The sequence below is a fragment of the Aquibacillus saliphilus genome, assembly GCF_020404745.1.
Taxonomy (GTDB): domain Bacteria; phylum Bacillota; class Bacilli; order Bacillales; family Amphibacillaceae; genus Aquibacillus; species Aquibacillus saliphilus.
The window spans coordinates 98,135-118,766 of sequence record NZ_JAIZAP010000003.1 but is presented as its reverse complement, the minus strand read 5'-3'; the positions used below and the strand labels follow the sequence as shown (position 1 = coordinate 118,766).

The 20,632-nt window shown below is 34.7% G+C and carries 18 protein-coding genes and 1 pseudogene; 15 read left to right on the top strand and 4 right to left on the bottom strand.

Translation table 11 applies throughout. The features are described from left to right. Positions 1-11 precede the first annotated feature (11 nt). The 5 genes from gatA to LD272_RS04620 all read left to right on the top strand — a co-directional run bounded on the left by gatA (position 12) and on the right by LD272_RS04620 (position 7,624). On the top strand, positions 12-1,481 hold the full coding sequence (gene gatA / locus LD272_RS04640; protein WP_226035424.1) for an Asp-tRNA(Asn)/Glu-tRNA(Gln) amidotransferase subunit GatA: 1,470 nt from the start codon (positions 12-14) through the stop codon (positions 1,479-1,481). Beyond that, positions 1,481-2,911, top strand: a complete 1,431-nt coding sequence (gatB, locus tag LD272_RS04635; protein WP_226035423.1) for an Asp-tRNA(Asn)/Glu-tRNA(Gln) amidotransferase subunit GatB — start codon at positions 1,481-1,483, stop codon at positions 2,909-2,911. The genes gatA and gatB overlap by 1 nt, the downstream gene beginning before the upstream one ends. 122 nt (positions 2,912-3,033) lie before the next feature. Continuing rightward, positions 3,034-3,942, top strand: coding sequence for a diacylglycerol kinase (locus LD272_RS04630; protein ID WP_226035422.1), 909 nt, complete (start codon positions 3,034-3,036; stop codon positions 3,940-3,942). A 251-nt stretch (positions 3,943-4,193) separates the two neighbouring features. Then, the gene (gene rlmD, locus LD272_RS04625) at positions 4,194-5,573 is read left to right on the top strand and encodes a 23S rRNA (uracil(1939)-C(5))-methyltransferase RlmD (protein ID WP_226035421.1); all 1,380 of its coding nucleotides are present in this window, start codon (positions 4,194-4,196) and stop codon (positions 5,571-5,573) included. Between the two features lie 815 nt (positions 5,574-6,388). After that, positions 6,389-7,624: an IS256 family transposase gene (locus LD272_RS04620; RefSeq protein ID WP_226035420.1), complete on the top strand. Its 1,236-nt coding sequence runs from the start codon at positions 6,389-6,391 to the stop codon at positions 7,622-7,624. 18 nt (positions 7,625-7,642) lie between these two features. On the opposite strand, the gene LD272_RS04615 is transcribed toward LD272_RS04620, so the two are convergent. Beyond that, positions 7,643-8,086 (bottom strand): hypothetical protein, encoded by a 444-nt coding sequence (locus LD272_RS04615; protein WP_226035419.1) that lies wholly within the window; start codon positions 8,084-8,086, stop codon positions 7,643-7,645. 342 nt (positions 8,087-8,428) lie between these two features. On the opposite strand from LD272_RS04615, the gene LD272_RS04610 reads away from it, so the two are divergent. Then, positions 8,429-9,034, top strand: coding sequence for a helix-turn-helix domain-containing protein (locus tag LD272_RS04610; protein WP_226035418.1), 606 nt, complete (start codon positions 8,429-8,431; stop codon positions 9,032-9,034). A 73-nt stretch (positions 9,035-9,107) separates the two neighbouring features. Here the strand turns inward: LD272_RS04610 and LD272_RS21575 are convergent, their stop codons facing one another. Then, complete coding sequence (locus tag LD272_RS21575) at positions 9,108-9,215, bottom strand: DUF2116 family Zn-ribbon domain-containing protein (protein ID WP_226035417.1); 108 nt, start codon at positions 9,213-9,215, stop codon at positions 9,108-9,110. Between the two features lie 143 nt (positions 9,216-9,358). On the opposite strand from LD272_RS21575, the gene LD272_RS04600 reads away from it, so the two are divergent. After that, entirely contained in the window at positions 9,359-11,140 is a 1,782-nt protein-coding gene (locus LD272_RS04600) for a hypothetical protein (RefSeq protein WP_226035416.1), read from the top strand. A 93-nt stretch (positions 11,141-11,233) separates the two neighbouring features. Here LD272_RS04600 and istB read toward each other — a convergent pair whose 3' ends face one another. Both istB and istA read right to left on the bottom strand, forming a co-directional pair. Continuing rightward, positions 11,234-12,001 carry an IS21-like element helper ATPase IstB gene (istB, locus tag LD272_RS04595; protein WP_226035415.1) on the bottom strand — a complete coding sequence of 256 codons (768 nt, stop codon included), beginning with the start codon at positions 11,999-12,001 and terminating at the stop codon, positions 11,234-11,236. Position 12,002: 1 nt separating this feature from the next. Continuing rightward, positions 12,003-13,553: an IS21 family transposase gene (gene istA, locus LD272_RS04590; protein WP_226035414.1), complete on the bottom strand. Its 1,551-nt coding sequence runs from the start codon at positions 13,551-13,553 to the stop codon at positions 12,003-12,005. Positions 13,554-13,759: 206 nt separating this feature from the next. On the opposite strand from istA, the gene LD272_RS04585 reads away from it, so the two are divergent. The 8 genes and pseudogenes from LD272_RS04585 (at position 13,760) to LD272_RS04550 (ending at position 20,124) form a co-directional block, all read left to right on the top strand. Next, entirely contained in the window at positions 13,760-14,404 is a 645-nt protein-coding gene (locus LD272_RS04585; protein ID WP_226035413.1) for a hypothetical protein, read from the top strand. Positions 14,405-14,442: 38 nt separating this feature from the next. Next, positions 14,443-15,546 carry a DNA polymerase III subunit gamma/tau gene (locus LD272_RS04580; RefSeq protein WP_226035412.1) on the top strand — a complete coding sequence of 368 codons (1,104 nt, stop codon included), beginning with the start codon at positions 14,443-14,445 and terminating at the stop codon, positions 15,544-15,546. Between the two features lie 62 nt (positions 15,547-15,608). Then, positions 15,609-16,142, top strand: a complete 534-nt coding sequence (locus LD272_RS04575; protein ID WP_226035411.1) for a TIR domain-containing protein — start codon at positions 15,609-15,611, stop codon at positions 16,140-16,142. Between the two features lie 173 nt (positions 16,143-16,315). Then, a complete protein-coding gene (locus LD272_RS04570) occupies positions 16,316-17,050 on the top strand; it encodes a hypothetical protein (RefSeq protein ID WP_226035410.1) in 735 nt (244 codons plus the stop codon). Between the two features lie 555 nt (positions 17,051-17,605). Continuing rightward, positions 17,606-18,040 (top strand): hypothetical protein, encoded by a 435-nt coding sequence (locus LD272_RS04565; RefSeq protein ID WP_226035409.1) that lies wholly within the window; start codon positions 17,606-17,608, stop codon positions 18,038-18,040. 60 nt (positions 18,041-18,100) lie between these two features. Next, a pseudogene (locus LD272_RS04560) lies at positions 18,101-18,445 on the top strand (type II toxin-antitoxin system PemK/MazF family toxin); the annotation flags it as partial. After that, positions 18,440-18,982 carry an ATP-binding protein gene (locus LD272_RS04555; protein ID WP_439647381.1) on the top strand — a complete coding sequence of 181 codons (543 nt, stop codon included), beginning with the start codon at positions 18,440-18,442 and terminating at the stop codon, positions 18,980-18,982. The pseudogene LD272_RS04560 and the gene LD272_RS04555, both read left to right, overlap by 6 nt. Before the next feature lie 686 nt (positions 18,983-19,668). Next, positions 19,669-20,124: a P-loop nucleotide/nucleoside kinase family protein gene (locus tag LD272_RS04550; RefSeq protein ID WP_255639647.1), complete on the top strand. Its 456-nt coding sequence runs from the start codon at positions 19,669-19,671 to the stop codon at positions 20,122-20,124. Positions 20,125-20,632 lie beyond the last annotated feature (508 nt).

Here is a 20,632-nt window from a genome sequence, read left to right as displayed (position 1 = left end):
GGTTTAAAAGCATGTCGCTTTTTGATTATACACTGAAGGAATTGCAAGATAAGCTACATAAAAAAGAAATAACTGTTAGTGACTTGGTATCTGAATCTTATAACCGAATTCAAGAAGTAGATGGACAGGTTAAAGCATTTTTAACATTAAATGAAGATGCTGCGAAAGCAAAAGCAAAGGAATTGGATCAGCAACAAGAGAGTAGTAATTCGATTTTGTTTGGAGTTCCACTAGGACTTAAAGATAATCTGGTAACAAAAGGCTTAAGAACAACATGTGCAAGTCAGTTTTTATCTAATTTTGACGATCCGCTATACAATGCTACTGTCGTTCAAAAGCTACAAGATGAAAATACAGTCACCATCGGTAAGTTGAATATGGATGAGTTTGCAATGGGTTCATCCAATGAAAATTCAAGCTATTTCACGACGCGTAATCCTTGGAACACAGATTATGTACCAGGCGGTTCAAGTGGTGGTTCAGCAGCAGCCGTTGCTGCAAAAGAAGTATTTTTCTCTCTTGGATCTGACACTGGTGGTTCGATTCGTCAACCGGCCGCATTTTGTGGAGTTGTCGGTTTAAAACCCACTTATGGTCTCGTTTCAAGATTCGGTTTAGTTGCTTTTGCTTCATCATTAGATCAAATCGGCCCACTAACACGTACAGTCGAAGATAACGCTCATCTGTTACAAGCAATTGTTGGCCATGATCAAATGGACTCGACTTCCGCAAATGTTGAAATACCAAACTATACGGATGCATTATCAGAAGATGTAAAAGGATTAAAAATAGCTGTCCCTTCAGAGTACTTACAAGAAGGAGTTGCTCCAGAGGTTAAAGAAGCAGTCCTTCGTGCCCTTAAAGTTTATGAAAGCCTTGGTGCTACATGGGAAGAGGTCTCTTTGCCACATTCTAAATATGCTGTTGCAGCTTATTACTTGCTTTCATCTTCTGAAGCGTCTGCTAACCTCGCACGTTTCGATGGTGTTCGTTACGGTGTCCGCTCTGAAAAAGCTGAAAACATGTTAGACATGTTTAAACTTTCTCGTAGTGAAGGGTTTGGAGATGAAGTAAAACGTCGTATCATGCTTGGAACTTTTGCGCTTAGTTCAGGTTACTATGACGCATATTATAAAAAAGCTCAGAAAGTACGGACATTAATTAAAAATGATTTTGACAAAGTATTTGAGGATTATGATGTGATTGTTGGTCCAACAACGCCAACACCTGCATTTAAAGTGGGAGAAAAAATTGACGATCCACTGACAATGTACGCAAATGACATTTTAACAATTCCTGTAAATTTAGCTGGTGTACCGGGAATGTCCATTCCGTGTGGCTTCTCTAGTGAAGGATTACCAATTGGTCTTCAGTTGATAGGAAAACACTTTGATGAAAGTACACTGTACCGTGCAGCATATGCTTTTGAAAAAGCAACCGATCACCATAAAAAGCAACCGGCATTAGGAGGTGACAGGTAATGAACTTTGAAACAATTATCGGGCTTGAAGTACACGTAGAATTAAAGACAAACTCTAAAATATTCAGTCCAAGTGACAATCATTTTGGCGCTGAGCCAAATTCAAATGTAAACCCGATTGATTTGGGGTATCCAGGTGTGTTGCCTGTCTTAAATGAAGAAGCGGTTAACTTTGCAATGAAAGCAGCAATGGCGTTGAACTGTGAAATTGCTACTGACACAAAATTTGATCGTAAAAATTATTTTTATCCAGATAATCCAAAAGCCTATCAAATTTCTCAATTTGACCAGCCTATTGGAGAACATGGATCGATTGAAATTGAAGTTGAAGGCAAGAAGAAGACAATTGGTATTACCAGACTTCATTTGGAAGAAGATGCCGGTAAATTAACGCATAGTAATGATGGATATTCCTTGGTTGACTATAACCGACAAGGTACACCATTAATTGAAATAGTATCAGAGCCAGATTTACGTTCGCCAGCAGAAGCGTATGCATATTTGGAAAAATTAAAAAACATCATCCAATACACCGGTGTCTCTGATTGTAAAATGGAAGAAGGATCATTGCGTTGCGATGCGAATATCTCCCTTCGTCCAATTGGTCAAGAAGAATTTGGTGTCAAAGCAGAGCTGAAAAACTTAAACTCATTCTCATTTGTCCAAAAAGGATTAGAATTTGAAGAAGTCCGTCAGCAAAAAGTATTACTGTCAGGTGGCGAAATTCTTCAAGAAACTAGACGTTATGATGAGCAAACAAAAGAAACGATTTTAATGCGTGTTAAAGAAGGTTCAGATGATTATAGATATTTTCCTGAACCGGATTTAGTACCTTTGTACATTGATGAAGCGTGGAAAGAACGGATACGCTCGGAAATTCCGGAACTGCCTGACGTTCGTAAAGAGCGTTACATTAGTGAATTGGACTTACCGGCATATGATGCAATGGTATTAACCAGTACCAAAGAAATGTCGGATTTCTTTGAAGCAACGATCGCTCAAGGCGCTGATGTTAAGCAAGCATCTAACTGGCTGATGGGTGAAGTATCGGCCTATATGAATAAGCAGCAAAAAGAATTAGAAGATCTTGCGCTTACTTCTGATGGTTTAGCTAAAATGATCAAGCTAATTGAAGATGGAACAATTTCCTCTAAGATTGCTAAAAAAGTATTCGCTGAGCTTGTTGAAAAAGGCGGCGATCCGGAGAAGATTGTCAAAGACAAAGGGCTTGTTCAAATCTCTGATGAAGGTCAATTAAAAGAGATTATCACAGCAATCCTTGATCAAAATGAACAGTCGATTGTTGATTATAAAAATGGAAAAGATCGCGCATTAGGTTTCCTTGTTGGTCAAGTGATGAAACAGACTAAAGGACAAGCGAATCCTCCAATGGTAAATAAAATAATAATTGAAGAAATGGAAAAACGATAAGAGAGAAGAAGGGGCTGATTCATAAAGGATGGTCCCTTCTTGTCTTTAACGATCAACATTGATCCAATTACAGAAAATCACTTTGATTTTAAAACAAAAGTAACTTTGATAGGGGGATGCCTATGAATCGCGCTCGTATAATTTATAATCCAACTTCTGGACGTGAATTGTTTAAAAAGGAGTTACCTGAGGTTTTGCGACGTTTTGAAGAAGCTGGTTATGAAACCTCAGCCCATGCAACTACTGGCGTAGGTGACGCTACAAAAGCTGCTAGAATTGCAATTGAGCGAGAATTTGATGTTGTCGTTGCAGCAGGTGGAGATGGAACAATCAATGAGGTTATAAATGGAATAGCAGAGCAAGCGAATCGCCCGAAAGTAGGAATAATTCCTGTTGGAACAACGAATGACTTCGCTAGAGCTTTAGAGATTCCAAGAAATATTCAAAAAGCAGTGGATGTTATTCTAGAAAATAGAACAAAAGCATTGGATATTGGTAGAGTGAATGATCAGTACTTCATGAATATAGCTGGTGGCGGTAAATTAACTGAGTTAACTTATGATGTACCGAGTAAGTTAAAAACGATGATTGGTCAGTTAGCATACTATCTGAAAGGGATTGAAATGCTTCCCTCCCTGCGGCCTACCAAAGTCACAATTGAATATGACGGTAAAATATTTGAAGATGAGATTTTGTTGTTTTTAGTATCGAATACTAACTCTGTTGGTGGCTTTGAAAAATTAGCTCCTTCAGCTTTAATGGATGATGGTTTATTCGACTTACTTATCTTAAGAAAGACAAACCTTGCTGAATTTGTCAGAATCGCTACTTTAGCTCTTAGAGGTGCACATCTAGAGGATTCGCATATATTTTATGCTAAGGCGAATAGAATTAAGGTTAAATCAGAAGAAAAAATGCAATTAAATGTTGACGGTGAATTTGGTGGATTATTACCAGGGGAATTTGTCAATCTTTATCAGCATGTTGAGTATTTTGTGCCCGAGGAGTTCATAAAAAAGGGAGATAGCTAACACAGCAATCTTCTTTTTCTTTTATTTAATAGCGATAGTGTTTTAAAAAAAGATCAAATAAAGTATTGAACGACAATCCTAAGACAGAATAAAAAGCAAAACCCTAATTAATCAAAAAATGATAAATTCACACATATTTCCCGGGAAATTGATAAAGTGTTTGGTGAAAACCATTTAAAACAGGATGTTTTTCCTTTTTTATTGTATAGGATAAAATTCGGACAGCATATGACAAGAAGGACGAGTGATGTATGGTAAAACAAAAACCACCAGTGCAAAAGAACGAAACAATTGAACTAACTTTTGAAGATTTAACTCATGAAGGTGATGGAGTCGGTAAGGTTAATGGTTATCCCTTATTTGTCCCATACGCACTTCCAGGTGAAAAGGCCAAAGTTAAAGTCATCAAAGTGAAGAAGAACTTTGCCTTTGGTAAGTTATTAGAAATAGAAAACGTTAGTGCAGAACGAGTCGAACCCCCTTGTGATGTTTATATACAATGTGGAGGTTGTCAGCTGCAACATATGAGTTATGGCCTTCAACTTGATATGAAACAATCCCAAGTTAAAAACGCGTTAAGAAAAATCGGTCATATTGAGGATATTCCTGTCCATCCGACGATTGGAATGGATGATCCGTGGAGATATCGAAACAAAGTACAAATACCTGTCGGTTATCGAGATGGGGAGCTAATAACAGGATTTTACCGTAAAAGAAGTCATGAGATAATTGAAGGTATGGACCGCTGTGTGATTACTGCTGAAATAAACGATCGAATGGTCGAGGCTGTCCGTAGAATGGCAGATCGATTAGGTATTACTGCCTATGATGAGAAAGCTCACAAAGGGATACTACGCCATATTATGGTCCGTACTGGCGAACAAACAGGTGAGACAATGATTGTCATTGTAACAAGAACAGAGCAATTACCCCATGAAGAAGAACTTGTCAAAGAGCTACATGAAACATATCCGCAAATAAAGTCGATAGTACAAAACGTAAATAAAGAGAAAACGAATGTAATTCTAGGCAAGAAGACAAAAGTTCTTTGGGGAGAAGAGTACATTTACGATACAATTGGTGACATTAAATTTGCTATTTCAGCCAAGTCTTTTTACCAAGTAAATCCTCCTCAAACCAAACGATTGTACGATAAAGCGCTGGAGTACGCTAATTTAACTGGCAAGGAAACGGTTATTGACGCTTACTGTGGGATTGGAACAATTTCACTTTCTTTAGCACAAAAAGCTAAAAAAGTTTATGGTGTTGAGATAGTTCCTGACGCCATTTCCGATGCTAAGAAAAATGCAAAAATAAATCACATTGAAAACACTGAATTTTACGTAGGGGAAGCCGAAAAGATTATGCCTTGGTGGACTGCTCAAGGACTAAGGCCAGATGTAATTGTTGTCGACCCGCCACGTAAAGGTTGTGATGAAGCATTACTAGAAGCCATGCTTACGATGAAGCCGGACCGAATCGTTTATGTCTCTTGTAATCCATCAACGCTGGCTAGGGATCTCCGTATCTTAGAAGAGGGTGGATACGAAACAAAACAAGTACAGCCAGTAGATATGTTTCCTCAGACAAATCACATTGAGTGCGTGGCGTTGATAGAGTTAAAATTGTAACCCAAAATTAAATACGTACTAACAAAAACAATAACCTACGAAATCGACCAAAAGTGAGAATAAAAGCGTGTGGAAGCACCCGAAGATTCTCGCAATCCTCTGCCTTATTCCTTACGGATCAAGGCATGAGGAAGGGTCAGTCGTACGTTATTGTTTTTTGTGTTAATAGATACGTGTGAGAAAAAGTGAAAAAGTGGGAGAAAGAGTGGGTTTATCGCACGTTATTATTTGTGATGGGCAAAAGTGAGAAAAAGAGAATGCTGTAGTGGTGCGGGTTTGAGGGTGAGGGAGAGTGGGGGGAATAACAGGTTATTATTATCAATGCACATAGTAGGTAGCAAAAATCAAAAAAAGTAAATTTTTTTTTGATTTTTTAAGGATGAAGGGTGAAGGTGTTATAGAAAGTATTGTACTACTCATAAGGATTGGTGATTTCTTTAATGGTTTACTAAATGGTCGTTTGATTAATTAGGAAGAAAACCTGAATTAGATTGGTAACAGGATGAAAAAAGAATAAAGTAGAATTCGATTGCCAGGTACATTAAAATAGAAATTAGGGTGTAGTCCAATGTATCAGCTACAATCAATCCATCTGATGCTTATTACAAACTAAATACTGAATTGGTAGTAAAGAGTGTGTTAAGTGAGAGAAGGGGATGTAAGACTAAGTTATTAAGGGAAAATAGATATAATTAAGGATTAAAAAAACAGGAAAGATGGGAGTGTAAAATTAACTGTGTAAGTAAGAATGCGTACGATTCTTACTTACACAGTTTTTTTATTTGGTAAGATATAAATATAAGGGAGTGATTTTGATGGTAAATCCAAAAAGAAATCCTAACTCCGTAGAATTAGCTAACAAGATAATTGAACAATATCAACCAGAATCTGTAGAAGATATGCAAAATGCACTGAAAGATATATTCGTTCCCATGTTTGAATCGATGTTAAAAGGCGAAATGAATCATTATTTAGGTTACGAGACAAACGATAAAGCCGAAAAAGAAACAGTGAACAGACGAAATGGGTATGGAAAGAAATCCATTAAAACGACCACTGGAGAAGTGGAAATAGCTGTTCCTCGTGATCGTGACGGATCTTTTGAACCACAATTAATTCCTAAACGTAAAAAAGATGTCTCGGCTATTGAGGATAAGGTTATTTCTATGTACGCTAGAGGGATGTCGCAGCGGGATATTTCTTCTACCATTAAAGACATTTATGGCTTTTCTGTTTCGCACGAAATGGTATCAGATATCACAGATATAGTCCTCCCAGATTTAGAGGAGTGGCAAACTCGTCCACTAAGTAACTGTTACGCATTTCTCTTTGTAGACTGCATGTACACGACAATCAGAAACCAATATGAAACAAAAGAATATGCCGTATATACCATTTTAGGATATACAATTGATGGAGGAAAGGAGATTCTTGGTCTTTGGCTGAATGAAACAGAAAGTAAACACAAGTGGATGCAGATATTTGATGAAATAAAATCACGAGGCGTAGAAGACATCTTCTTTATGTCGATGGACGGTGTAAGTGGTCTAGAAGAAGGTGCCCGTGCTATTTTCCCTGACGTCTTGGTTCAAAGGTGTATGGTTCACTTAATTCGCAACTCGATTAAGTACGTTCCCAGTAAGGATTATAAAGCATTTACAGCCTCTCTTAGAAAGGTCTACGGAGCTCAAAGTTTAAAGGCGTGTCACAGTGCTTTTGAATCGTTTAAACAACAATGGACAGCCTATCCAGGGGCATTGGACGTATGGATCAGGAACTTCCACGATGTGGAACAACTTTTCGATTACGGTAGTGCAATTCGTAAGGTTATGTATACTACTAATGCCGTAGAGAGTATTCATTCTAGCTTTAGAAAAGTAACCAAAAAAGGAGCATTCCCAAACGAGAACGCTCTCTTAAAAGTGCTATTTTTGCGAGTGAAAGAACTTGAAACAAAGTGGCAAGGTGGCCATGTCAATAATTGGTCTATGGTCATGAACCAGCTATTAGTACACGATAAATTAGAAAATAGGGTACTGAAATTTATCTAGTCACAAAACTTACACACTTTATTTGACAAACCCGTCTTCTTCATTTTGGGATTGCATTTTTTCCAAGACTTCTAATCCATTGTCATGCCACCCCTTAAATCTGTAGAAACGCTTAACTACTTTTCTTCCTTGTCCACTCAGACCAGCATTTATACTTTGAGTCTCGCCATCTGTTTGAACTCTAATTCCGCCTTTTCCTTCTCCTTCATAGAAATTTTCAATTTCAACTTCTTCTGCTGTGTTAATTCTTTGTGCAATTGCAAGTTCTTGGGCTATCTTTGCTTGGGATTCAGTCATCTGATTGTAAATATCTTGCTTTCTGGCTTCCTCTTCTAACTCATTTATAGTTCCGTTTTCTTTTATCGATTGTGTTTTGTTAATGATTGCTTCAGTACCTTTTTGAATTAAGTATCCAGTAGGATTTAACCCGAACTTGAATGCCTCAATGTATGTATCCTTCATTTTAAACTACTCCTCATCACATGATGTAAAATATATTATTTCTATTATCCTATGACAATACCAAAAAATTCAAAATAGATTATTGAAATCTCAGCAAAAGAAGGAGAAAGAGTCAAAATCTAAATTGAATTAGAAAGAATAGAATGTGAGGTAAACTGATTACGATTGTACACAAGAGACATTGTTAAGCTAATGGTAGTGAGTTTATAATTTTATAAGCAACAGCAACTAAGTACGTTAATCTAAAACCACTAAAGGCAACTCTAAATAACTATTTACATGTGCGTTAACGCATGTTAATATTAAGGTGCGTTAACGCATTAACTATTTAGGAGTGTGTATATGGTTTTAGATAAAGTGATAGGTGTAGAGGAAGCGTCTGATTTATGGGGATTATCACCTGGATATTTGAAGAACCTTTGTGCAGAAGGAAAGGTTTTGTCTAAAAAGATTGGAAAAACATGGGTTATTGATAAAACACAAGTGCATCCAGCATTGTTACCCTACATAAAAAATATTCAGGGTGGGACATTTATTAAGGAAATCAACATTACAAAAGATTCGAAAATGGTGCAGATTAATTATTTTGACTCTTTTGAGGAGTATATTAACCACAATAGCCAGTCAAAATTAGACTGCAATGATTATAATAACTACTTTGAAACGGGTGATAAGGTAAATAAAATATTAGTCGAAGAAAGTGTAAGACTGCTTCGTCAATTTCATTTTTTGGAATCTATCAATATTAACATTCCATATCTTGATAATGAGCACATTATAAAAATCAATAGGAAAGAGTTAAACGACTATCTTGGATACAAGGTGGAAGATTTAGAGGTGCAAGACAGAACTTGGCATACGAAGTTCTTAGAAAAGCATGCGTATCCTAAAGCTCAGAGAGATAAATTCTTATCTAAGTTCGTTACAACTAAGCAAATTGAAAGGTAGTAATTAGTACGCATCTACTTTAGAATTTTTAGATGCGTACTAATTTACTCTTAAAACGACTAATGTCTTATCTTTAATTGTCTGAACCATAGTTGAAGTTACATTCATCTGAACAAAATGATGAATTATTATTAATAGGCTTACCACAGTTTACACAAATTTCTTTTTCTTCCAAGTTCATTAACTACGTCACCCCTCTCTTATTCTATTCAATGTATGTAATTAGTAGAATTTATTCATATTCTTGTTTGGGTTAGACTAATCAATGGGATATAATTACAGGATATAAGTAGTTTGTACAGCAAGGGGGAAGGTAGGGGAATTATGGATACTGTAATAATAGAGCATTTAGCTTGTTTAGAAATAAATGAGAATATATTACAACCACCATTTCGTTTGCTAAGTAACGTTCAAATGAATGATAAAGGACTTGCTTTTGATGGTAGCATTACACTTTTCTTAAGTGAGATTAAAAAAGATAAGTTCGCAAAAAATATACCTATACAAATAAAAGGTACAGCAACCAATAAAAAGTCAGCTAAAAGAAATAAAATTAAGCATTCAGTATCTAAGAGTGATATAGAAGTATATTACAAAGATGGAAATGGAGTTTTATATTTCGTTGTGACGATAAATCCAATTACATATTCACGACAGGCATATTATAGAATTCTTGCTCCATTGGATTTAAAAGATTTGTTAATAGATCTTAAATATACAGGGAATAAATCAATCACAATTCCTTTTAGGAAGTTGGAAAAAGGATTATTAGAAGACATATGCAAGCAATTTCTTAGAATTGTAGAAAAACAACCTAAAAATTTCATAGAAGCAAATTCCGAAAGAGAGTTTACTGAGTATAAATTAGACTATTATAAACTAAAAGAAGAATCTTCATTTGATTTGTTTGAAGAATCGGCTTATATGTACGGGATAGAATCAGGAAATGAGATACCAATAAGCAAAGCAAAATTACATGAGATAAGGACAGGCTTAAATGATGAAGTAAAGATAGGTAATGATGTGTTTAGGATAAATTATGAAATAAGGGAGACCGTGGATAAAAGATATTTACTCATTGAAGAGTCCTTAGTTTTAGAAATTAACAAAAGCACTAACAAAGGGAAAATTACTTTGGGTAAGGTGAAAAGTTTACGGTCACATATAAAAGCATTGAAAATAATCAAGTATCTTAGGGATCACAATAAGATACCTATCGAAAAAATAGGTGTTTTTGGCAGTTTGGATGTGAAGGAAGATTTTTCTGAAGTAGAACAAGATATAAAGCAATGTGAGGAAATTGTAAGTATATGTGATCAAATAGGAATAAGTGATGATTATAAATTTGATGATAACGAAAATATTAGCGAACTTTTTAATGGAATACTCAAACTATTCAAGGAGAAACAATATCAATTACTCACAAATTATGACAGCAAGGATTTTGATAATTCATTAATCCAAGTGATAAGGCTTTCGGAATATGTAAAAGTAATGGTTTTATTTGATAAAGCAAAGAATGAATTCATTGACTTTTTTAGTGAAAAAACTCTTAATACTATTGCAGGTTTAATACCAAAAGAAGAAAATCAACAGAATGTTAACGCTGGTGTTGAGCAAAATTATTGGAAGGTTAGTATCTATTCCAGTCAGAAGATTAAAGTGATGGAGGAATCAGCTAACTTCAAGTTTGATATAGTAAAGAAATCATTCACAGAAAAGTATTATGAAGTGAATTCACCATACACCATTAGCATTGCACTTGATTATATTAACTACTACGATATGGAAAATGAAAGTAAGTATATTGAGTTTGCAGAGGACTTAATTCACAGATACCTTGAAATCAATCCGCATGAAACTATTGCATTGATAAATAAATACCAAATTAATGTTAGGAAATTAAATCAATTAACCGAAAAAGAAGAAGACCACGTATTGGATATTCTTGAAGAAGCAGAAAGAAAGAATAATAAGAATATATCTTTTGCTTGTGAAGTCTTACTGGGGAATAGATCAAAAGCTAAACGAATATTTTACTCAATTCCTGTTGAGGAACAAGATAACTTGAAACGTTTTCCTATATATCACTTATTCGATAAGTAAATAAAAAGCATTTGAAAGTTTTTGAAAATATACCTCATTGCGATTCACACAAGTGAGTGTAACCGTCAAGTAGTTTTGAACACTTTCTGCTCATTAAGTTTGAACACTTTTTGCTTGAAAAAGAGATTCTCGATATTTAATTCTGTGACTTGATCCATCAAAATGGATGACTTCAGAACGGTGGAGAAGGCGATCTAAAATCGCCGTTGTTATTCCTTGATCACCTAACAATTCTCCCCATTCCTCTGGTCCTTTATTTGATGTTAATATGATAGAACTTCGTTCATAAAGATGGTTAACTAGATGGAAAAATAGGTTTGCCTCATTTTGATCCATCGCCATGTACATTAAATCATCAATTATGACCAGATCGGCTTCTCTAATACGTTTCATTTGTAGTTGTGACTTTCGAAGAAACTCCTCACTTTTTAATAAAGGCACTAATTCTCCCATAGATACAAATGACACGCGATGTCCTTTATTGATTGCCTCTAATCCTAAGCCAATAGAAATATGGGTTTTGCCCACTCCGGGTGGGCCCAAAAATAGTAGATTGAAAGACTCTTCCAACCAAGTAAGCTCTTGGAGTTGTCTTAATTGTCTCGTACTAAGCGATGGCAGTTCTTTAAGATTAAATTCATCAAGCCCTTTTTGATAAGGGAACTTCGCCCACTTCAAGTGTTTTTCTATCATTTTTTCTTCGCGACGCTTTTCCTCGTATGAAAGCAATTCCCTAAGAAATTCCTGATAAGTCCACGATTGGGACTCTGCTTTCCTTAAAAAACCTGGAAGCTCTTTTGATGTTTCGGACATTCTTAGTTGATGCAGTTGCCTTTGTAAACTCTCTACTGAATATTCCAACTTACATGCCTCCTAAAATTTTAAGATATCCATCTAGTTCTCTTACAGATGCTTTATCTTTATAATGTATCGAGGTCATTTCTATTGTCGGAATATCAGCTGGAAGACTATTAAACTCTTCTTGAGTTCTCGCTAAATGTTTTGCGACATCATGAAAATCATTGGCACTCCATAAGGCTTTTTCAATACAAACATTTAAGGCAGATTGAACATGTGGTTCAAAGCTCTTAACTGCTTTTTGTATTATTTGTAGCTGGTCCCGTATATACCTTGGATAACGTCTATAGATCTCTTCAAGAAATAATTGAATCTTCTCCTGATCATTAAAGGCATTTTTTATAGTATCCATATACGCTCTAATTCCTTTTGATCTGTCTCTAGAGTGATGTGTATTTTTAATCAACTGGCCTTTTCCCCTGGAAAGAGGATGAGTAGCTGTTGGTACACCTCCAGGTGTCTTTTCGATAATAAGTTCTTCTTCTTCGATTCGAACATAGACAGTATTCTCACCATGTGGCTTATAGGTTCCAAGTGGAACCGAATAACGATTAGATTTATATTTGATAATATTGTCCTTATGCACAGTTCTTGTTATACTTGTTACATGGTTACTCTCGAAAGAGAGTAGGGAGGAGATTTTTCGTAAGTGTGGCTTTTCCAGGGCAAACACTTCGAAGGGTCTCTTTTTTATTGTATTGTGAACTTGGTAGTTTCCTTTTCTTTCAAGCCATGCTAGACACTGCTCATTCCAAGTATCTATTTGATCAAACACTCGATTTTTCGCAAAATTGTTTTTAACGAACTTCACCACATTTTCAATTTTACCTTTAGATTCTGGATCTGCTGCTTTACATAGATAAATTAAAAATCCACTCTGCTGTTTATAAGCTTGAAACTCTTCCGTATATATAATATCCCCTCCATTTTCACTTACAGTCATCAACTTGTCTTGATCGTACACAATCTCATCTGTCCTGCCTCCGTAATACTCAAAAGCATTTTCATGACAACGCAAAACATCACGAGTATTAAAAGGTCGATCCTGCCACTCAGCATATTTATAACGTGAGTGAGAAAGGACAAAGGCAACTACATAAATTTTTATCCATTTTCCTTCAAACGTTTTAATCTTTATTTCTCCAAGATCTACTTGCATTTGCTTTGCCTTTGGCAGTTCTTCGACTGCTTCGTAATTCCGGAATGTAACTGTTTTAGGTATATGGTATTTTTCCCGTAATTCTCTTACATAAGTCCGAACAGTACTGTCACCAGCTTCGGTATAGGAGCAGCAATCCTCTAGCCAATCTGAAATTTGTGAAGCTGATAAATCTGGATGTTCCTTTAGCCATTCTAAGATTTGATCCTGAAAAGGATCTAGTTTTCGCTGTCTTATTTTCAAATTATCCACCCACCTACATGCTTCTTCAAAATCCCTTTCCAGATATTCATAGACTGTTGTTCTCGATAAATTACATTTACGAGCAATAGCAGCAACTTTAAAACCTTGCTTTTTCAATTGATGAACTTCCACAATCACTTCTAATTTCAACACCTTTCTGATCCCCCAACCCTCAGTTATTTTTATACTTTCTAATAATAACTGATTAGAGGGAAAATTCGAGCAGAAAGTGTTCAGTTTTATCGAGCAAAAACTGTCCATTTTAGTTTAGCAGTTACAGTGAGTCGTTTTTTTATGGAAATTAATGTATGATGGTGGTAAAAGATGTCGAAATACTTTAAATAATATAGGTGAAGCAAATGAAAAGTAGATTAACTAAAAGTGCAGGTGACCATTTCGAAGAACTGCTCAATAATCCTCCAATAGCTATAAAAGAATTGTTGAAAAGTTCAATCAGAAAAGATGGGCAACCTGCAAAAAAATACCCTTCTGGTTGGAGAATGAAAGATATAAAAATTGATCTACTGCCAAATGGGATTTTGAACGGTGGAGTATATGTTTTCTGGTGGTTAGGTAACACCGAAGAAAGTAGAGAGGTTTTTCTGAAAAATATTTGTTCATTTAATATAAAGGGCAAAAAGATTAAAGGTATTAATAAGATTAACGAAATTATAGTCAAGGTGGATAATTCATGGCTTCAACTGTATGGTAAACATATTCCTTTATATGTTCGAAAGACTGAGGAAAGCATTTATGAGAGAACGAGAAAGCATTTGAAAATTAATCAGAAAGAATATACAGGCAATACAACTACCGATCAATTAAGAAAAGGTATAAATGAGTTGTTTTGTAACTGTAAAGATACTTCCAGTCTCATAGTTGATAATATAGGTATTAGTTATATTAACTTACATGGAGCAGAAGAAGCAATAAATCGCTTTTATTTGGAAAACTATGCTATCGGAAAACTAATGCCAATAATTAATGTTGATGTTGAGAGGTAGAGACACTATTTTCACTTTGCGTAGGAGTGTTATTATCTATGAAAAATTTTGCATATGAAACAGCATACTTTGATTTATTGGGGATTATATATCTATTAGAAGTAAAAGAAAACAGTAAGTACACGCAAGTACCAGTTTATTCTTTGGCGAGGGATTTTTGCTTAATTATATATCAAATTAATAGAGATCTCTTGAATGACTCAGTGAAGTTAGATAAGAATATTAAAAGCATGAGACATAAGGTAAAACTGTTTCAAAAAGGAAAGAATAAGGAGATCTATCAGAAGATAATTGATTCTTCCATTAGTCAATTTGGTGATGACGTTGATAATATAGGTTTTTACTTGGATAATGGATTACTTGCAGGAAGTACATTTTTTCCTCAATACATTTTTCTCGATACTGATATCTTGGGTAATAAACCAAGAATGAACCAACAGAATTCATTGAAATTCTTTCAATATGTAGGAGCAACTTCCTCTTATATGTTTGATGAAGTAAATAAAGTAATCACTGATCAATCAATAAAACTTGAAGCGTTACCTGAATTTATTTATCCTGATAAATTACCATATCAGACGAAGGATGTTCACTATTCAAACTTATTTATTGGAGAAGATCAAGTAGCACTGACTCGCTTATTGTTCATTGTCCAAGAAGCAACGACTTGTTTGTGGTTAAAAAATGGCATTTCAACTGTACGTAGTGAGTTAACACTGGACAATTATATAACTATTCGTTTACTTTCAATCAAAGCAGATGAAGTTATGGACAACCTTATCAATATGAAAAGATTTTTAAAAGAAAGTTTTAATAGAATCGATGACTATTGTTGTGGTAGATTAACAGGATTGATTCAATACTATGAACAAACATTACTTGTAGAGTGTAAACAATTAAGAAATTTTCTACACTATAACAAGAGTGATGAAAACTTTTATGATTTTATCCTAACTGAAATAGATAAAAATAACCTTTATGTTAATAATTTAATAGATCAAATTGTATTGGAACTAATGAAGCCTTTAGTGGAAGTTATATCTTCATATTTCCAAGTTGATAAGATGGAAAGTATGACTGATTGGAAAAAAATCCGTAATAGACTTAAAACATTGATAAGAAACGGTTTCAAGTTGAATTAACAATAGTAAGAACTATAAAGGAATAGAGAAACAATAATTGATTGAGATTAGGGGTGGTATTAATGAGTGAAGAATTGAGAGCTGACAAAGTATTTATTTCTTATTCATGGGCGATGCCAGGTAGGGAAGACTGGGTCTTGGATATTGCAACAAGACTAACAAATGATGGCGTACATGTAGTATTGGACAAATGGGATAGTGCAGAAGGTCAGAACTTAAATGCATTTATGCAAAGAAGTGTTAATGATCCTACTATTAAAAAAGTATTAGTAATATGTGATGAAATCTATACGAAAAAAGCAGACGGATTTGAAGGAGGTGTAGGAACAGAAACGGTGATAATTTCTGATGAAGTATATAGAGACGTTGAACAAACTAAATTTATCCCCATTATTGCTGAAAGGGGAGCGAATGGAGAAGAATATATTCCGACATACCTTAAAGGAACAAAATATATAGATATGTCTTCCGCACAACAGTATGAAGAGGGTTACGAAAGGTTAATACGTAATCTATATCACAAACCTGAGTATGTAAGACCTGAATTGGGGAAAGCACCAGCTCACTTACTTACAGACAAAAAAAGACGAATTTAATTAGCGGTAGTGCTTTAAATAGATTTCGTCATTTAGCAGAAAAAAGACCAGAAAAAGTAAATATTTATGTAGATGATTTCTACAATGCGTTTAAGGAGGATTTCGTCTCATATGCAATTCTTGATGCGGATCAATCTACACTGGCTGAAGATGTCTATTCTACTTACTATGAAATGGATGAATTAAGAGAAAATTATGTAGCATTTTTTGAGACTTACATACGAGAAACCGAAAATATAAATGCTCAACATATTATTGATTTCTTTGAATCAATATATCCATTAATTGAAACAAGGCAAGGTAAAGGTGGATCATACTATGAATCCCAATTCGATCATATGAAACTATTTGTAACAGAGTTGGTTATTTATACAACTTGTCTTTTGTTTAAGTATGAACAATATTTGGTAATGAAAGAACTAATCAGAAATCACTATTTTACTACAAATGCACTGGGACAAGATAAGGAAGGTTCTATAGGGATATTTCGAATGTATCCTAATCTGATAGAAGAACTGCAACCCAATAGTGGAGGCAAGAAATTTCTTTCTTATTCAGGACATTTAATCATTGAACGGGCAAGAAGTGGAAGCATATCAACTTCTGATCTTATTCAAGCGGATTTCTTGTTATATTTGCTTAGCTTTGCTTATGGTAAATTTAATAAAGGATACGGTTGGTTCCCTCCAACAATCCCGTATTTTTCCAATCAGAACATACAAATATTGAATCGAATAAAATCTAAAAGATACTTTGAAAAATTTAAAATTTTGATAAACGTAAGCGATAAAGAGGAGGCAGAGGACTTTTTTAACAAATTTCAAGAACATTTATTGAATAATACAAAGGGTATGTATGCTTTGAGTTATGGCGTTAGAATAGAAAAAGATGATATTGCAAAATATTGATTTTGGTTTGATTCGATCCATACCTTGACTCTATTAAGTAACCCACAAATAAATTTGAAGTAAAACAAACAATAACCTTAATTAGCTTTCAAAACTATATAGGTATTTTACGATTCACAAAAGTGAGTCGTTTTTTATGGAATATTATGTATAATTACCACATGAGATATTTAAATATTTCAAAAATTTAAAAGTGCCTGAAGAACTGATAAAAAGTTGTCCAATAGCAATAAAGGTAATGTTGGAAGGCTCAATTAGAAAAGATGGCCTAACTTCAAAAAAGTACCCTTCTGGATAACAAATGAAAAAAGTTTCAAATATACATTGCCTGATGGAATATCGAAAGGAGGAGTGTATGTTTTTTGTTGGATTAATAGCACAGTAGAATGAAGAAAAGAGTTTATAGGTAATACTTGTTCATTTGAAATACAAGGAACAAAGGAAGCAATCAATCATTCCTACCTGGAAAACTAATGCCAATAATAAACGTTGATATCGAAAGGTAGATTTTCTAGATAAACCAGTATTGACAACTTATTGAAGGGGTGTTTTGTGATGTCAAATATTATTGAAAGTCAAATAGATGGTACTTTTTATGGGTGGAGTGGTGACACTCTGTTTAAATTAACAAACGGACAATATTGGGTTCAATCTAATTATGCATACAACTATCACTATGCTTATAGACCTCATGTGCAAATAATTGAAAAGGTAAATAGATATTATTTGGAAGTAGAAGGGATGAATAACTCAATAGAAGTTAGAAAGTTATTTTCAGTAATTGAAAGTGTGGTTACAAATGACTTCAATGGCTGGGATGGAGAAACTATTTTTGAACTCCAAAATGGACAAGTATGGCAACAGGCATCCTATGCATATAACTATCATTACGCATATATACCGCAAATAATAATCTATGAATCGGGTGGTGGTTACAAACTACATGTTGAAGGTGTAACTGAAACTTTACCTGTTAGAAGAATTGGATAATGTGTAATTGAGAAGTGAGTATGACAAATACATATAATTTTATTATAGGGAGAGTAACATATGATAGTAACCCAAGGAGAAGTATATTTTGCGGATTTATCACCTGTTGTTGGTTCTGAACAAGGAGGAATAAGGCCAGTTGTCATTGTTCAAAATAACATTGCTAACAGGTTTTCACCAACTGTAATAGTAGCGGCCGTTACCGCAAAAATTAAAGAGGAGAGGCTACCAACTCATGTGAAATTAGATAAAGGTATTTATGGGTTAGAAAGAGATAGCATTGTCCTATTAGAGCAAGTAAGAACAATTGATAAGGCAAGACTAACAGATAAAATAAGTATGCTAAATGAAACGGACATGGAAAAAGTTAAGAACGGCTGGTTAATTTCTGGTGGTTTTATGGAAATGAATGATAATGAAACAACAGATGAAATTGAGTCATTCTATAAATTTGTTAAAGGAGATATATTCGATAAAATAGAGGACAGTGATTATGAGTTTAAGCAATCAGAAAATCCATTAAGGATGATAAAGGATACTGTTCATAGATATATCTGTTCTTTTCTAAACGCAAGCGGAGGTCGTATTCTTTATGGAATAACTGATAGTGAGAGAATAATTCAAGGATTAAGGTTAGACAGCAAAGATATTGATGATATAAAATTAGCTGTTTTTGATAAGGCGAGAGCTGTAAATCCAGGAATATCCCCAGACCAGTTAGAGATAATTACTCATGATTTATTTAATGAGGAGGGTGAAAAGTTAGCAGATGAATACATACTTGAAATTGTTGTGCCTGCATTGAAAAGCAAAAACTTGATTCACTACATTGATAATGGAAGAACACTCGTAGTTAGGGTGAATGGAAGTAGTAGGACTCTTCAAGGTAGTGAAATTGTTTCTTATGTATTAAATAAATTTGATGTAACTATTAAAGATTAGAAGTTATTGATTCTGCCTTTCATAACCTCAAACCTAATACCTACTATGTAATCCAAAATTAAATACGTACTAACAAAAACAATAACCTACGAAATCGACCAAAAGTGAGAATAAAAGCGTGTGGAAGCACCCGAAGATTCTCGCAATCCTCTGCCTTATTCCTTACGGATCAAGGCATGAGGAAGGGTCAGTCGTACGTTATTGTTTTTTTGTGTTAATAGATACGTGTGAGAAAAAGTGAAAAAAAGTGGGAGAAAGAGTGGGTTTGTCGCACGTTATTATTTGTGATGGGCAAAAGTGAGAAAAAGAGAATGCTGTAGTGGTGCGGGGTTGGAGGGTGAGGGGGAGGGGGAAATAACAGGTTATTATTATCAATGCACAAAAATAGCTTGTTTCAATAGGTTTTCTGGCTTTTATCTAAAGCCAGAAGTGTATTATATGTTCCCTCGGGCTAATGGCTCGGGGGATTTTTGATCCTGGGGTCTTATTTTTACGCGAAAAGGAATAAGTGACATAGATCTTGGAGGTTTTGCGTAAAAAGTATAGATTGACTAGACGAGTTTTCTCACGTTCGTTTCGAGTACTTTTAATGTTAAAATTAAATAAGTGCAATACTAGTGGGTAACAACCATTAAAATAAGCCGGGGGTTAAACAATTGGGGACACTATACTTTTTCTGTGGAAAAATGGGTGCGGGAAAATCAACTAAATCTAAACAATTCGCGATAGATAAACATGCGGTATTGTTATCTGAGGACGAATGGCTTTCATCTCTTTATCCCAATCAGATCGCATCATTTGAGGACTATCTAAAATTCTCAGCGCAGCTAAAGCCGTTGGTGAAAAAACATGTCCAAAACATATTAAGCGTCGGTACAGATGTAGTGATGGATTTTCCAGCTAACACTCAAAAACTTCGAAAGTGGTTTTTGGATATTGCCTCAGAGGTCAATGCAAACCATCAACTAATTTTCCTTAATCTAAATAACGAGCAATGTTTACGTCAAATTGCACAAAGGCGTAATGAACAACCCGATAGAGCAGCTTTTGACACGGAAGCGATGTTTTTTTATGTTACTAAATTTTTTGAAGCACCAGAAGCATCCGAGGGTTTAACTATTATAGAGTATAGTGGAAAATAATAAAGAGTTCAACAAGCGTTTTAGAACTAGAAGAGAAATTCATTTGCAACGGCTAATTTAACCTTCTCAATAAGCTTCATTTATCAACTCCAAAGATTTATACCTTATAATTTAAAATGGTTATTTTTGTGAAATTGTATAGCGGAGACCGTCTATCTGCTGACAAGAAAATAGATGTTTAAGCCCCGTTCAGGCAGCCGAGAACAACCGTGGTAACTACTCTCTACTATGGAGAAAAATTATTGTATTAAACTTTATAAGTCAATCTAAGCTTGGCCCACATCTATGTATAAAAACAAACAGCCTCGAATATGCCCTCGAGGCTGCTTGGTATTTGCATTTTATTCTATTTAAAATTATAAGATATTTCCAAATAATTGAACTTGAAATGTTATTCCTTACTCTATAATTCTCCCTTAAGGATCAAAAATGCATTGAAGAAGAGTGAAGAGCCTGATAGTTTTTATTCATTTAAAAAGGACATCAAAGCAGACAAGGTTAGGATTGC

Excerpts from the sequence above, each read along its gene's own strand:
- gatA (WP_226035424.1), top strand. The coding sequence starts at position 12 with ATGTCGCTTTTTGATTATACACTGAAGGAATTGCAAGATAAGCTACAT.
- gatB (WP_226035423.1), top strand. The coding sequence starts at position 1,481 with ATGAACTTTGAAACAATTATCGGGCTTGAAGTACACGTAGAATTAAAG.
- LD272_RS04630 (WP_226035422.1), top strand. The coding sequence starts at position 3,034 with ATGAATCGCGCTCGTATAATTTATAATCCAACTTCTGGACGTGAATTG.
- rlmD (WP_226035421.1), top strand. The coding sequence starts at position 4,194 with ATGGTAAAACAAAAACCACCAGTGCAAAAGAACGAAACAATTGAACTA.
- LD272_RS04620 (WP_226035420.1), top strand. The coding sequence starts at position 6,389 with ATGGTAAATCCAAAAAGAAATCCTAACTCCGTAGAATTAGCTAACAAG.
- LD272_RS04615 (WP_226035419.1), bottom strand. The coding sequence starts at position 8,086 with ATGAAGGATACATACATTGAGGCATTCAAGTTCGGGTTAAATCCTACT.
- LD272_RS04610 (WP_226035418.1), top strand. The coding sequence starts at position 8,429 with ATGGTTTTAGATAAAGTGATAGGTGTAGAGGAAGCGTCTGATTTATGG.
- LD272_RS21575 (WP_226035417.1), bottom strand. The coding sequence starts at position 9,215 with ATGAACTTGGAAGAAAAAGAAATTTGTGTAAACTGTGGTAAGCCTATT.
- LD272_RS04600 (WP_226035416.1), top strand. The coding sequence starts at position 9,359 with ATGGATACTGTAATAATAGAGCATTTAGCTTGTTTAGAAATAAATGAG.
- LD272_RS04585 (WP_226035413.1), top strand. The coding sequence starts at position 13,760 with ATGAAAAGTAGATTAACTAAAAGTGCAGGTGACCATTTCGAAGAACTG.
- LD272_RS04580 (WP_226035412.1), top strand. The coding sequence starts at position 14,443 with ATGAAAAATTTTGCATATGAAACAGCATACTTTGATTTATTGGGGATT.
- LD272_RS04575 (WP_226035411.1), top strand. The coding sequence starts at position 15,609 with ATGAGTGAAGAATTGAGAGCTGACAAAGTATTTATTTCTTATTCATGG.
- LD272_RS04570 (WP_226035410.1), top strand. The coding sequence starts at position 16,316 with ATGGATGAATTAAGAGAAAATTATGTAGCATTTTTTGAGACTTACATA.
- LD272_RS04565 (WP_226035409.1), top strand. The coding sequence starts at position 17,606 with ATGTCAAATATTATTGAAAGTCAAATAGATGGTACTTTTTATGGGTGG.
- LD272_RS04555 (WP_439647381.1), top strand. The coding sequence starts at position 18,440 with ATGGAAATGAATGATAATGAAACAACAGATGAAATTGAGTCATTCTAT.
- LD272_RS04550 (WP_255639647.1), top strand. The coding sequence starts at position 19,669 with ATGGGTGCGGGAAAATCAACTAAATCTAAACAATTCGCGATAGATAAA.